This is a genomic window from Kutzneria buriramensis (assembly GCF_003387475.1).
In the GTDB taxonomy this organism is placed as follows: domain Bacteria; phylum Actinomycetota; class Actinomycetes; order Mycobacteriales; family Pseudonocardiaceae; genus Kutzneria; species Kutzneria buriramensis.
Map to the genome: position 1 here is coordinate 1 of NZ_QUNO01000025.1, position 13,817 is coordinate 13,817.

Annotated in this window: 8 protein-coding genes and 1 pseudogene; 7 read left to right on the top strand and 2 right to left on the bottom strand. The window is 72.1% G+C overall.

Going from position 1 to position 13,817, the window contains the following annotated elements; genetic code table 11:
• Nucleotides 1-177: pseudogene (locus tag BCF44_RS58250) on the top strand (ATP-binding protein); the annotation flags it as partial.
• A 168-nt stretch (nt 178-345) separates the two neighbouring features.
• On the opposite strand, the gene BCF44_RS47820 reads toward BCF44_RS58250, so the two are convergent.
• Entirely contained in the window at nt 346-2,580 is a 2,235-nt protein-coding gene (locus BCF44_RS47820; RefSeq protein WP_116181332.1) for a helicase-associated domain-containing protein, read from the bottom strand.
• A gap of 95 nt (nt 2,581-2,675) precedes the next feature.
• Here BCF44_RS47820 and BCF44_RS47825 point away from each other — a divergent pair, with 95 nt between their 5' ends.
• From BCF44_RS47825 to BCF44_RS47840, 4 genes are all read left to right on the top strand, one after another.
• On the top strand, nt 2,676-2,858 hold the full coding sequence (locus tag BCF44_RS47825; protein WP_116181234.1) for a hypothetical protein: 183 nt from the start codon (nt 2,676-2,678) through the stop codon (nt 2,856-2,858).
• A gap of 88 nt (nt 2,859-2,946) precedes the next feature.
• Complete coding sequence (locus tag BCF44_RS47830; protein WP_116181235.1) at nt 2,947-4,332, top strand: NAD-dependent malic enzyme; 1,386 nt, start codon at nt 2,947-2,949, stop codon at nt 4,330-4,332.
• A gap of 10 nt (nt 4,333-4,342) precedes the next feature.
• Complete coding sequence (gene moaC, locus BCF44_RS47835) at nt 4,343-4,822, top strand: cyclic pyranopterin monophosphate synthase MoaC (protein ID WP_211353582.1); 480 nt, start codon at nt 4,343-4,345, stop codon at nt 4,820-4,822.
• The gene (locus BCF44_RS47840; RefSeq protein WP_116181236.1) at nt 4,819-5,772 is read left to right on the top strand and encodes a molybdenum cofactor biosynthesis protein MoaE; all 954 of its coding nucleotides are present in this window, start codon (nt 4,819-4,821) and stop codon (nt 5,770-5,772) included. The genes moaC and BCF44_RS47840 overlap by 4 nt, the downstream gene beginning before the upstream one ends.
• A gap of 267 nt (nt 5,773-6,039) precedes the next feature.
• Here BCF44_RS47840 and BCF44_RS47845 read toward each other — a convergent pair whose 3' ends face one another.
• Nucleotides 6,040-6,693 (bottom strand): LysM peptidoglycan-binding domain-containing protein, encoded by a 654-nt coding sequence (locus tag BCF44_RS47845; RefSeq protein ID WP_116181237.1) that lies wholly within the window; start codon nt 6,691-6,693, stop codon nt 6,040-6,042.
• 564 nt (nt 6,694-7,257) lie between these two features.
• On the opposite strand from BCF44_RS47845, the gene BCF44_RS47850 reads away from it, so the two are divergent.
• Nucleotides 7,258-10,443 (top strand): AfsR/SARP family transcriptional regulator, encoded by a 3,186-nt coding sequence (locus BCF44_RS47850; RefSeq protein ID WP_116181238.1) that lies wholly within the window; start codon nt 7,258-7,260, stop codon nt 10,441-10,443.
• Between the two features lie 99 nt (nt 10,444-10,542).
• Complete coding sequence (locus BCF44_RS47855) at nt 10,543-13,815, top strand: AfsR/SARP family transcriptional regulator (protein ID WP_116181239.1); 3,273 nt, start codon at nt 10,543-10,545, stop codon at nt 13,813-13,815.
• The last annotated feature ends 2 nt before the right edge of the window (nt 13,816-13,817 follow it).

Sequence of the window (13,817 nt, forward strand, 5' to 3'; positions counted from 1 at the left end):
AACTGTTTCGACGGGATGCTGCACCATCGGATCGACGATGTGCGGGAGGCGTTGACGATCGATCAGTCGGTGCCGATCGTGACGTGTGACGCGCGTAACCGGGAGTCGACCAAGCAGACGCTGATCACGCTGGTCGAGCACTCGATGCGCAAGTGGATGTCGGTCCGCGCCGGCTAGTAGATCTACAGTGTTTTGCCGCGCGTTCCGCGCGGGGCGAGGTCGCTCGTGACCGGTCTCTTCCCTTGTCTCAGCTCGATCGATGACCAGTGTCTGATTTGCGCGTTCCGCGCGGGCATCGATCGAGCTGAGCCTGCGGTCCAGAGACCGGCGCGACCTCGCGTCTCGTTACGGCGTCTCGACCAGTGCCGCCGACGTGATCAGGTGCACCGGGTAGCGGCGGATCTCGCCGCCGTCGACGCCCTCCAGGATGCCGCCGGCGACACTCACCGGCGTGATGACCCGCTGGGTCGCCACCCCTCGCGAGTCGACGAAACCCAGCCACACGCTGCGTCCCTCGCTCGCGGCCGCCCGCAGCAGCTCGAGCGTCGCGGCCACGGCGGTGCCGCGCGGGGTCGCGGCCGCCCGGTCGCCGGCCCGTAGCTGGTCGACGAGCGCGCCGAGCTGGTCGTCGCCGACCTGGCCGGGGGCCTGTCCCCGCCGCGCCACCCGGGCCTTGGCCGGGATCCGGCGGCCCGGGGGCCGCAGGTCCAGCACCGAGCCATCGGCGCTCTCGGCGGCCGGCGCGAAGCCGGCGGTGCGCAGCTCGTCCAGGACCTCGATCAGCGGCAGCGGGCTGACCAGCACCGTCGGCGCGATGCGACGCAGCTCCAGCCGGGCCGCCGCCGGATTGGCCAGCACCTCGGTGATCAGCACCGCGTCGTCGCAGCGCAGGAACGAGCCGGCCGCGCCGCCACGCAGCCGCCCGTGCCGCCGGGCCACGTCGTCGATCATGTACGTCAACGACTGCGGCACCGGCGTCCGCGACCGGCTGCGGAACAGTTCGTGCAGCTCATCGGCGGTGCGGCCGCCGTCCAGCGCGCGCCGCACCGACGCCTCGCTCACCCGGTACACGGTCGCGCCGCCGGCCGACTCGACGTCCGCCACCAGCGCCATCTCGGCCGCCAGCAGCGGTTCCAGTGGCCCGGGTGCGACCACCGTCAGGTCGGCCTGCACGAGGACGTGGTCAAGCGGCTCCGGCATCGCGTCGGCCATCCGCTTGGCGGCCATCGCCGGCCCCTCGGCCAGCAGCGCCCGCGTCGCCGAGGTGACCGCGCCCAGCGCCATCACGCCCAGCGCCGCCGCCTCCGCGTACGTCCAGCGCACGACGTCGTCGCGCAGCTTCCCGCCCCGGCGCGGGGCCCGCCACGCCAGCAGCGCCGCCACCTCGTCGGCGTTCGGGGCGGACGTGCCCGCCGGCAGCTCGGCCAGCGCCTCCAACACCCGCCGACGCTCGCGCGGGGCCAGCGGCCGGCGCAGATCGTCGGTCAACGGGCCGATGGCCTTGTCACGTTCGTCACGGGTGCCGATCAGCGCGGGCAGCCGCGGCAGCTCCAGCCACGAGGCGGCGAGCGTCGCCCACCGCTGCTCCGGCGCGGCGACCAGCCAGCCGTCGGTCAGCGTCGTCGGCACCCACTCCGGCTCCACGCCCTCGCTGTCGCCGACCAGCCCGGCGCCGACCACCAGCTCCGCCAGCAGGCCGGCGCGGGCCTCGTCGACCTCCAGCGCCTTGGCGATCCGGCGCACCTCGCGCACGCCCAGGCCGCCGGAGCGCAGCACCGGCGCGGGCTCCTCCGACCACAGCCGCAGCAGCGCCTCGACGTGCCTGACCAGCTCCAACGCCTCGCCGGCGGCGGTCGTGTCCACAACGGACTGACTGCGCGCAATCGTTGTGAGGCTTGGCTCCTTGACCTGGACCGTCCCGAGTGGACGGCGGCCGCGGACCGCCATGCCGACCTCGCGCGGCAGCTCCACCGTCTCGTGGTCGCGGCGGGCGAGCAGCCCCATCGCCAGCAGCCGCTGCGTCGGCGTGGTCGCGCGCTCCAGCGGCACCACCACAGCGGCGTCGCGGGTCAGGCCGATCGGCGACTCGCCGGACAGCGCCGTCAGCAGCCGCCGCTCGGGCTCGGCCAGGCCGGTCAGCGTCTCGGTCAGGTCCTTGCCGACCAGGTGGGGTAACGAGCGGCCGAGGCCGCCCGGGAACGGCGGGGCCACCTCGCGCGCCGCCGGCACGGCCGAGACCGCGCCGTCCTCGCCCCACACGATCGCGCGGGCCCGCAGCGCCGCGACCGCGCCGGCCACCCGGGTCAGGGTCGCGTCCGCGGTCAGCAGCTTGGCCACCTCGCGGACCGAGACCGGTGCGGTGTCGGCGTCCAGCACGAGCAGGGCTTCCAGCACGGTGAGGGTGAAGGTGTCCAGGTCCTCGCAGGCGCGGGCCACCGAGGCGCGGATGCCCGCCCGGGTCGCCAGCACGGTGCTGTCCGCGGGCGCCGGGGTCGCCAGGTCGGGGCGGGCGCGCAGCAGCGCGACGAGCGCGTCGTCGTCCAGCGCGCGGAACCAATCCGCGAGTGAGGGGCCGGCCATCATGCACCACGTTAGCCGGGCGGCACGCTGGATGTGCCGTTCGGGCGGCGTCGGGCACACTGTGCATGTAGGACCGTCCCGATCGAGGAGGAACCGTGGCGAAGGACCGCTCCGCGCGCATCGACCCGGCGTGGCCGCACATCGAGGGTGAGAAGCACCCGGTCAGCGAGCTGGCCACCGACGTGCAGGGCGCGCTGTCCCCGTTCGGTGACGTGACTTTCCCGGTCGACCCGGAGTCGCTGCCGTACACGCACCCGGTCACCGAGATCAACCGCTGAGGCTTTTCGAGTCGTAGACGTTCCGGAATTCGACGCGGTTTAGGCTCGTTTCATCGGCCGTCGGCCGCGTCGAACCTGGAGGAAAGCCATGCCGGTCCCCGGACCCGGATATTCGATCACCATTCGGGTCGAGGCGCCGCCCACGGCGAGCGCCGCCGGCGACCTGACCAGCGCCGTCGGCCGGGTCGGGGGTGTGATCACGGCGTTCGACGTCGTCGAGTCGCACGCCGACCGGGTCGTGTTCGACATCACCTGCAACGCGATGTCGGCCAATCACGCGAAGGACATCACCGACGGGCTCGACGCGCTTCCGGGTGTTCGCGTCCGAAAGGTGTCCGACCGCACATTCCTGGTCCACCTCGGCGGCAAGATCGAGGTCACCTCCAAGGTCGCGCTGCGCAACCGTGACGACCTCTCCCGCGCCTACACGCCCGGCGTCGCGCGCATCTGCCAGGCCATCGCCGCCAACCCCGAGGACGCCCGCCGGCTCACCATCAAGCGCAACACCGTCGCCGTCGTCACCGACGGCACGGCCGTGCTCGGCCTGGGCAACATCGGCCCGGCCGCGGCGCTGCCGGTGATGGAGGGCAAGGCCGCGCTGTTCAAGAAGTTCGCCGGCGTCGACGCCTGGCCGGTGTGCCTGGACACCCAGGACACCGAGGAGATCATCCGCGCGGTCGAGCTCATCGCGCCGGTCTACGGCGGCATCAACCTGGAGGACATCGCCGCGCCGCGCTGCTTCGAGATCGAGGCCCGGCTGCGCGAGAAGCTCGACATCCCCGTCTTCCACGACGACCAGCACGGCACCGCCATCGTGGTCGTCGGCGCGCTGCGCAACGCGCTGCGGGTGGTCGGCAAGGACATCACCAAGTGCAAGGTCGTGGTGTGCGGCGTCGGCGCCGCCGGCTCGGCCATCATCCGGCTGCTCCAGCACCAGAAGCCCGGCGACATCCTGGCCGTCGACATCCACGGCATCGTGCACCCCAAGCGCGACAACCTTGATTCCAACCTGGAGCAGATCGCGGCGTCCACCAACGTGGAGGGCAAGGCCGGCACGCTGCACGACGCGCTGGTCGGGGCGGACGTGTTCATCGGCGTCTCCGCGCCCAACCTGTTCGGCGCGGCGCAGGTCGCCACGATGAGCTCCGACGCCATCGTGTTCGCGCTGGCCAACCCGGACCCGGAGATCGACCCGGTCGAGGCGCAGCAGCACGCGGCGATCGTGGCGACGGGTCGTAGCGACTACCCGAACCAGATCAACAACGTGCTGGCGTTCCCGGGTGTCTTCCGCGGCCTGTTGGACGCGCACGCCACCTCTATTACGGACGCGATGCTGGTGGCCGCGGCGAACGCGATCGCGGATGTGGTGGAGCCGGAGCGGCTCAACGCCTCGTTCATCGTGCCCAGCGTGTTCGACAACGCGGTCGCCCCGGCGGTGGCAGAGGCCGTGAAGAACGCGGCACAGGCGAACTAGGCTCGTTCCCGTGAGCGAGCTGAGTCACGTCGATTCCGCCGGCGCGGCCAGGATGGTCGACGTCTCCGCGAAGGACGTCAGCGCCCGGGTCGCCGTTGCGACCGGGGTGCTGCGTACGACGGCCGAGGTGGTCGGCCTGCTGCGGCGGGACGGGCTGCCCAAGGGCGACGCGCTGGCGACCGCGCGGATCGCGGGAATCATGGGCGCGAAGCGCACGCCGGATCTGGTGCCGCTGTGCCATCCGATCGCCTTGACGGGCGTGAAGGTGGAGCTGGACCTCGGTGAGGATTCGGTGCGGATTTCGGCGACCGTCAAGACCACGGATCGGACCGGGGTGGAGATGGAGGCGCTGACTGCCGTTGCGGTGGCGGGGTTGACGCTGCACGACATGGTCAAGGCGGTGGATCCGGCGGCGGTGCTCGATGCGGTGCGGGTCGAGCGCAAGGACGGTGGGAAGACGGGTAGCTGGGTTCGACCGGAGGACCGATGAGCAAGTTCGCGCGGGTTGTCGTGGCGTCGAATCGGGCGGCGGCGGGGGTTTATCCGGATCGGACCGGGCCGGTGATCGTGGACTGGCTGCGGGAGCGGGGGTTTGAGGTTCCTGAGCCTGTGGTCGTGCCGGATGGGGATCCGGTGGCTGTTGCGTTGCGGGCGGCTGTTGCTGACGGCGTCGCGGTGGTGTTGACCACTGGGGGGACTGGGGTGACGCCGACGGATCGGACGCCTGAGGCGACGCGGTCGGTGCTGGACTACGAGATTCCAGGCATCGCTGACGCCGTTCGGGCGGCTGGTTTGCCGAAGGTGCCGACGGCGGTGCTGTCCAGGGGATTGTCCGGGGTGGCGGGGCGGACGTTGGTGGTGAATCTGCCGGGGTCGACCGGGGGCGTGAAGGACGGCTTGTCGGTGTTGGCCGGCGTGTTGGATCACGCCGTGGATCAGTTGGGTGGGGGAGACCACGTGCAGGCGGTTGAGCAGTCTTCGCTTCAGGCTGCGCCTGAGGAGGCTCTTTCCTCCTCAGCCGTCGTTCTTCGCGCCGAGATCAGTGAGACGCCGGTTTCGGCTGCGGAGCATGCGGCGTTGGTTTCGGATCGCACGGCCGGAGCGGTTGTCACGTTTGAAGGTGTGGTCCGGGATCACGATCATGGGCGTGGGGTTGTCGAGCTCGAGTACTCGGGGCATCCCAGTGCCAAGGATGTGATTGCCGAGGTGGCGGCGGAGGTTGCGGCGCGGCATCCGGAGGTGCGGGCGCTGGCGGTGAGCCACCGGTTGGGGCATCTGGCTATTGGGGATGTTGCGCTCGCCTGTGCCGTGTCGGCTGCGCATCGGCGCGAGGCCTTCGTGGTGTGCGCCGAGCTGGTTGATGAGGTGAAGGCGAAGCTGCCGGTGTGGAAGCGGCAGGTGTTTGTGGACGGCACCGATGAGTGGGTGAACTGTCCCTGAACCCGGCCGGGGGCGGCGGGCTGTGCGGATGGTTCCTCGAGTTGTGTTGGGGGCAGTGGGTACTGGGGGTGCGCTGCAAAGGCGCGAGTCACGTTCTCGTGACGCAAGCGAGTCCCGCCCTCGGGCCATTTCCAGCGTGGTGCTTTTTGCTGTTGGCCCGAGGACGGGACTCGCTGGCACGAGAACGTGACTCGCGGGGGCACGAACATGCCTGATGGGCGGAGCCGGTTATGGCTCCGCCCATCTAGGTTTTTGGTACCTAAGGCGTCACTTGGTGGTCAGCTTCTGGCCGACCAGGATGAGGTCGGGGTTGCTGCCGATGACGTCCTTGTTCTTGTTGTACAGGTCCTGCCAGGTGCCGGTGAGGTGCAGCTTGTCCACGAGGGTGGACAGGGTGTCACCGGCGACGACGGTGTAGTCACCGTTGCCGTCCAGCTTCGGGGCCTGGTACGGGGCCTGCGGGGCCACCGGGGCGGCCTTGCGCGGGGTGACGGCCTTCGGGGCCGCCGCCTTCGGGGCCGCCGGGACAGCGGCGCCGACGCCGCTGGTGGTGCCGCCGAGGCCGCGCTTGGAGCACACCGGCCAGGCGTTGGGGCCCTGGGAGGCGAGCACGCGCTCGGCGACGGCGATCTGCGCGTCGCGGCTGGCCAGGTTGGCCTGCGGCGCGTACGCGGTGCCGCCGTAGGCGGCCCAGGTGCTCGCGGTGAACTGAAGACCGCCGTAGAACCCGTTGCCCGTGTTGATGGCCCAGTTGCCGCTGCTCTCGCAGTTGGCGACCGCGTCCCAGTCCATGGTGGCCGCGTTGGCGGTTCCGGCCGCGATCGCCATCGGGGCGGCGACAATCGCACCGGCCAGGGCAACCTGGGTCACGGTACGAGCGACGTGGGACTGCTGACGGTGCTTGCCACGGTAAGAACTCATTGACCTCTCGCCTACAGCGCCTGCGTCACGAGCTCACCGGCTCAGGGCGCACGTGTGCGCACCTTCTCGGCCGGCATGGGTACCGGTGTTGCACATCCCGCTGGGCGGTTCTCGGGCGCCCAGGGGTGGTTCCCCCGCCCCTGTTCGGTAGTTGTCCTTCGCTCGGGGTTTGGTTCCGGGGGACCGCCGAACAGGGTTTGGCGCTTCGGTCCTCCGGGTACTGCCGGTCGGTTCGGGTCCGACCGAATAGCGACCGTACGTAACCCCGGCGGGATCGCCAAATGCTCCAGTGTGTGACCGTCATCACAGTAACGCGACGCAACCCGCCTCGATCGGCCTTGTTTGTGCAGGTCAGAGCGTCGTTATCTGGCCGTTTCCAAGTCGAGATCGATCACCTAACGTGAGGTGTGGGTCACGTGGTTTAGGCCAAAAGCAAAGGGGTTGGCGCAACCGTAAAATTGCCCGGAATCCCCTTGCGCCGCCGTGACTGTATCGATACAGAGTTGGGTCGGGGCCCGCTAGGCTCACCTCGGACACGGACGGTCGACGGGGGGAGGGTGAGGCATGCCGGCCGAGATCGACTTCCGGGTGCTCGGCCCGCTGGAGGTCCTCGTCGACGGTGCGCCGCGCCCGCTGCCGGCGGCCAAGCAGCGGCTGCTGCTCGGCGCGCTGCTGCTCCGGGCCAACCACGCGGTCTCGGCGGCGGAGCTGATCGACGTGCTGTGGGGCGAGCGGCCGCCGGCCGGCGCCCGCAACACGCTCCGCACCTACGTGATGCGCCTGCGTCAGCAGCTCGGCCCGGCCTGCATGCTGCGCACCGCCCAGGACGGTTACGCGGTCCAGGTCCCGGCGGCCGCCCTCGACGCCGTCCGGTTCCGCGAACTGCTCACCGCCGCCCGCGCCGCCGAGGACCCGCCGGTGGTGTGGTCCCTGCTGACCGAGGCGCTGGCGCTCTGGCGCGGCCCGGTGCTCGCCGGCCTGCCGCTGGATCCATTGCGGCACAACGAGATCAACCGCCTCGACGCGGAGCGGCTGGACGCCCGCGAGCGGCGCATCGACGCCGGGCTCACCCTCGGCCGGCACGAGGAGCTGCTGGCCGAGCTGCGCGAACTGGCCGATGCGAACCCCGCTCGGGAACAGGTCTGGGCGCAGCTGATGGTCGCCCTCTACCGCGCCGGCCGGCGCGCCGACGCACTGCACGTATATAGAGAGGTGCACGAGTACCTCACCGGCGAGCTCGGCATGGACCCCGGAGCCGAACTGCTGCGCGTGCACCAGGCCGTGCTGTCGGACCATCCGAGCCTGCGGTCTCCCTTGGGCGCCAAGGCTTCCGTGCCGGCGCAGCTGCCGCCCGAGGTGATCAACTTCGTCGGGCGGGACGCCGCCGCGGCGGAGATCGCCGAGCGGCTCGCCCCCGTGCGCAAGCCGGCGGCGACGCCGGTGGTGGTGCTGACCGGCCCGCCCGGCACCGGAAAGACCGCGCTGGCCGTGCATGTCGCGCACCGGCTGCGCACCCGGTTCCCCGACGGCCAGCTGTTCGTGGACCTCCGCGGCCACGCCCGCGGCCCTGCGCTCGGCCCAGACCAGGTGCTGGCCCGGTTCCTGCGGGCGCTCGGCGTCGCGGTCGACGAGGTGCCCACCGAGATCGACGAGCAGTCGGCGACGCTGCGATCCCTGTTGGCCGGCAAACGAATGCTCATCGTGCTGGACAACGCCGCCCGGCCCGGGCAGGTCCGGGCGCTGCTGCCCGCCGACCCCGGCTGCGCGGTGCTGATCACGAGCCGGGACGCGCTGCTCGGGCTGGTCGAGCAGCCCGGCGCGAGCCGCGTGCACGTCGGCGGCCTCACCCCGGACGAGTCGAACACGTTGCTGCAACGGCTGCTCGGTCCCGAGACGGTCCGGGTCGAGCCGGCGGCCGCCGCCGAACTGGCCGAGCTGTGCACGCATCTCCCACTGGCGCTGCGGATCGCCGCCGCGAACATGATCGGCGACGGCCAGCCCCGGCTGGCCGACCAGCTCGGCCGGCTCCGCGAGGGCAACCGGCTGGCCGCGCTCGCCGCCGACGGGGACGAGACCGTCACCGTCCGAGCCGCGTTCGACCTTTCCTATGAGGCGCTGGCGGAACCGGCCAAACGCGCGTTCCGGCTGGTCGGCCTCGCCCCGTGCCAGGACCTCACGCCGGAGGCGATGGGCGCGCTGGCCGACTGCCCGCCGGAGCGGGCCCGCCGGCTGCTCGACCAGCTGTCCACGGCGAACCTGGTGCAGCAGCTGGTGCCCGGCCGGTACCAGGCGTACGACCTGCTCCGCGTCTACGCGCACGAGAGGGCGCTGGCCGAGCCCGAGGACCAGGCGCTGGGCCGCCTGCACACCTATTACCTGCAAGCGGTCGCGGAGGCGGCGGCGCTGCTGGGCCCGGAGGTGCCGAGCCTGGTGCCGCTGCCGCCGCGGCTCGGGCCGGACCGGTTCGGCGACCGCGACGAGGCGCTGGAGTGGATGACCACCGAGCTGCCCAACCTGGTGCCGTTGATCCAGCAGGCCGGCGGCGAGATCGTCTGGCAGCTGGTGGACTCGCTGCGCGGCTTCTTCTACGCCCAGCGGCTGGCCACCGAGTGGCAGCTGGTGACCCGGGCCGGCCTGGCGGCGGCGATCGAGGCCGGGGCCGAGGTCGCCGAGGCCGCGATGCGCTACAACCGCGGTGCGCTGGACTGGAGCCGCGGCCGGGCCACCGAGGCCGCCGACAGCTACGCCCGCGCGCTGGAGGTGTTCCGCCGGGTCGGGCTGCGCATCGGCGAGTACTCGGCGCTGACCAACCTGGCCATCGCGCTGTCCGAAATGGGCGACATGGACGGTGCGGCCACGCGGTTCGCCGACGCGCTGGAGATCGCCGTGGCCGACCGGTCGCCGGTCCGGCAGGCGCCGGTGCTGTTCAACCTGGGCCTGGTGCAGGTCAGCCTCGGCGAGACCGAGGAGGGCCTGGGCTACCTGGCCCGCGCCCGGGCGATCTGCGCCGAGCTCGGCATCGAGCACGGCGAGGTGACCTGTCTGAACAACCTGCTGCACTTCTCCCGGCACATGGGCCGGTTCGAGGCCGTCGAGGAGTACTTCGGGCACGGCGTCGCGCTGAGCCGGCGGCTGGGCAACCAGGAGAGCGAGTCCGGGCTGTTCAACGCGATGGCGCTGGTGCGGCTGGACTTCGGCCGGCAGGAGGAGGCCGACCGGATGGCGGTGACGGCGCTGGAGCTGGCCGCCTCGCCGAGCATGTTCCGGTCGAGGATCGACGCCCTGAACACCCTCGGCGATGTCGCGTTCGTCGGCGGCCGCGGCGCCGAGGCGATCGAGCACTACCACGAGTCGTTGCGTCTGAGCCGCCAGCAGGACCTGCGGTTCGGCGAGGTGGAGGCGCTCATCGGGCTGGCGTACGCGGTCACCGACGCCGGCCAGGCGCTCGAGCACGCCGTCGAGGCCGTGGAGCTGACCGGACGCCATGAGCTCCGGCTGTGCCAGGGGCGGGCGCTGCTCGCGCAGGCGCACGTCCATCTGCGACGGGCCGAGCACGACGAGGCCGTCGACCTCGGCGAGCGGGCGGTGTCGCTGCTGCGCAAGACGGGCCTGCGGCTCTGGGAGGCGCACGCGTTGCGGCTTTTGTCCGACGCGTACCGCGCTTCCGGGGACCCGGTCACCGCCGGCGTGCACGACGCGGAGGCCGTGACACTGCTGTCCGGCATGGGACTCCTGCCGTCACCGAACTAGACTGGACGATCACGTGCCGGAAGTTCGTTTTTCGCTAGTGGCCGCCGAAGGACGCTCCTAGGCTGGAAGCCACGCCCGCACGGTCGAGAGGAGGCTGGCGTGCCCGCTGACGTGCGCTTTCGCATCCTCGGCCCGCTCGAGGTCTCCCTGGCCGGGCGGTCGGTGCCGATCCGGGCCGCCAAGCACCGCGCCCTGCTGGCGAGCCTGCTGCTGCGGGCCAACCGGGTGGTTCCGGTGGACGCGCTCGTGGAGCGGCTGTGGGCCGGGAACCCGCCCGCGCGGGCCCGGGGCACGCTCCAGACGTACGTGCTGCGGCTGCGGCAGACCCTCGGCGACCCGGCGCTGGTGCGGACCGCGCCGGAGGGCTACTACATCGAGGTGCCGCCGGGATCGGTGGACCTGGAGCGGTTCCGCGAGCTGTCCGACGAAGGCACCCGCGCCGGCGACGCCGGCGACCTCACCGCGGCCGCCGCCGCGCTGGACGAGGCGCTCCAGCTGTGGCGCGGCGCCCCGCTGGCCGACGTGCCGTCGGATTCGTTGCAGCGCAACGTGGTTCCCCAGCTGGTGGAGCAGCACCTCCAGGTGCTCGAACGGCGTATCGACATCGACCTGCAACGCGGCCGGCACCAGACGCTGATCGCCGAACTCCAGGCCCTTACGGCGAAACACCCGGCGCGCGAGCCGTTCTGGGGGCAGCTGATGCTGGCCCTGCACCGCAGTGGCCGGCAGGCCGACGCGCTCGCGGCGTACCAGGGCGTGGCCGGCTACCTGGCCGACGAGCTCGGCATCGACCCCGGCGAGCCGCTGCGCCGCCTGCACCAGGCGATGCTGCGCAACGACCCCGAGCTGCTCGCGCCCATCGCGTCCGACCCGACCCGGCTGGTGGTCGTGCCGTCCCAGCTGCCGGCCGACATCGCCGACTTCGTCGGCCGCGAGGAGCTGATCGAGGAGCTGGTGGCCCGGTTCGAAGCGGGCACACCGGACGGACCGGTCACCGTGATGGGGCCGCCGGGCGTCGGCAAGACCGCGTTCATCGTGCATCTCGCGCACCGGCTGCGGCCCCGCTTCCCCGACGGCCAGCTCTACGCCAACCTCCGCGGCTACGCCCTGGGCCCGGCGCTGAGCACCGCCCAGGTGCTGTCGCGGTTCCTGCGCGCGATGGGTGTCCCGCCGGAGCAGATCCCCCTCGATGTGGATCATCAGGCGGCCGCGTTCCGGTCCCTGGTCGACGGCAAGCGGATCCTGATCGTGCTGGACAACGCCGCCGCGGCCGACCAGATCCGGCCGCTGCTGCCGCCGGCCGAGGGCTGCGCGGTGCTCGTGACCAGCCGCAACGACCTCCGGAGCCGGCTGCCCGACCTCGACACCAGTCCCGTGCTGCTGGAGCCGCTGACGCCGGCCGAGTCCCGACAGCTGCTCAGCGCCGTGTTGGGGCCGGATCTCAAGGACCTGCCCGAGTCGACGGAGTTGGCGCGGCTGTGCGCGTACCTGCCGCTGGCGCTGCGGATCGCCGCCGCGAACCTGGCGAAGTCGCCGCCGTCCGGGCTCGCCGACTACGTGGCCGAGCTGCGCAACGGCAACCGGCTCTCGGCGCTGAGCATCGCCGGCGACGAGGGCGCCGCCGTCCGCGCCGCCTTCGACCTCTCCTATACGACGTTGCAGCCGCGGGCCCGGGAACTGTTCTGCCTGCTGGGATTGGTGCCGGGGCCGGACTTCACGCCGCCGGCCGCCGCGGCGCTGCTGGCGACGGACGTCGAGGCCGCCGCCGAACTGCTCGACCAGCTCGCCGCCGTGCACCTCGTGCAGCAGGTGGTGCCGGGTCGGTACCAGTTCCACGACCTGATCCGGCTCTACGCGGCGCAGCGGGAGCACGAGGAGAACACCCGCACCGAGCGGGCCATCGTCGTCAAGCGGCTGCTCGACCACTACCTGGCCGGCGCGATCGGGGCCGCGCACATGGCGTACCGGGATCTCGTGCGGCTGGTCGTCGGGCGGCAGCGGGGCCGCGAGTTCGTCACCGAGACCGACGCGCTGGCCTGGCTGGACGCCGAGCGCCTCAACCTGATCGCCGCCTTCGGCTACGCCGCCCGGCACCACCTGTCCGACCACGCCGTCGCCCTCGCCGATGCGCTGCGCGGGTATTTCCTTGCCCACCAGTACAACGTGGACTGGTTCGCCACTGCCTCCACCGCCGTCAGCGTCGCGCGGCGGGCCGGCGACCGGCGCGGCGAGGCGGCCATGCTGTTCAACCTCGGCACCGCGCAGTGGAACATGGACCGCCAGGAGGAAGCGGTCGAGAGCTTCCTCGCCGCCGCCGACATCTTCCGCGAGCTCGGGGCCGACGACGGGGCTGCCGCCTCGCTGAACAACGCCGGCAACTCGCACCTCGAGCTGGGCCAGTTCGACGAGGCCGCGGCCTACTTCGACGAGGCGCTGGGGCTGGCCAAGCGGTCCGGGCTGCGCGACGTAGAGGTGATCGGGCAGGCCAACATGGGCTTCGTGCTGCTGGAGCTCGGCCGGCTCGGGGAGGCCATCGAGCACTGCCGGCGGTCCATCGAGCTGTGTCGGGAAGCCGGGCTGCGGCACTGCGAGGCGCACAGCGTCGCCAGCCTCGGGGCCGCGCTCCTGGAACGCGGCAACCCGGCCGAGGCCATCGAGCAGCTCACCACCGCGCTGGCGATGTTCCGTGCGCTGGGTGAGGTCAACGCCGGGCTGGAGGTGCTGCACCGGCTCGCCAACGCGTACCAGCTGACCGCCCGCGTCGAGCCCGCCCTGGAGCTGGCCCGCGAGGCGCTGGACAGCGCCCGCCGCACCGGCAACCGCCGGGCGCTGGCGATGAGCCTGTGCACGCTGGGGCTGACCCTGCACATGACGGGCCGGTTCGCCGAGGCCATGCGGTGCTTCGACGAGACCCTGACCATGATCGACGACATCCAGCACCTGCGGACCCGGCTGTGGGTGCTGATCGGCTCCTCGATGGCGATGATCCCCGTCGGGCGCATCGACGAGGCGCTGGCCACCGGCCGCCGCGCCCTGGAGCTCGCCGCCCCGCTGCCGCTGTACCGGGCCCGCGCGCTGCTGTTGCTGGCGCACCTGCTGATCGTTCGCGGCGGGACCCAGGACATGGCCGACGCGTACACGTTCGCCATGCAGTGCCGGGAGATCTACCGGGACGCCGGCAACCCGACCGGCAACGCCTGGTCCCTGCATGCGATGGCGAAGGTGCGGAAGTTCCGCGGCGAGTCGGAGGTCGCGGACGCCCTGAACCGCGAGGCGCTGCGGGTCATCGAAGGCAACGCCATGGCCTGGGCGGAACGGATCCGCGCCGCGGTGTCTTCGCCGGGCGTTCCGCCCGGGGCGAGCCCGTCCTAAGC

Coding starts and splice junctions, on each gene's coding strand:
- BCF44_RS47845 (WP_116181237.1), bottom strand. CDS start 6,693: ATGAGTTCTTACCGTGGCAAGCACCGTCAGCAGTCCCACGTCGCTCGT.
- BCF44_RS47850 (WP_116181238.1), top strand. CDS start 7,258: ATGCCGGCCGAGATCGACTTCCGGGTGCTCGGCCCGCTGGAGGTCCTC.
- BCF44_RS47830 (WP_116181235.1), top strand. CDS start 2,947: ATGCCGGTCCCCGGACCCGGATATTCGATCACCATTCGGGTCGAGGCG.
- BCF44_RS47840 (WP_116181236.1), top strand. CDS start 4,819: ATGAGCAAGTTCGCGCGGGTTGTCGTGGCGTCGAATCGGGCGGCGGCG.
- BCF44_RS47820 (WP_116181332.1), bottom strand. CDS start 2,580: ATGGCCGGCCCCTCACTCGCGGATTGGTTCCGCGCGCTGGACGACGAC.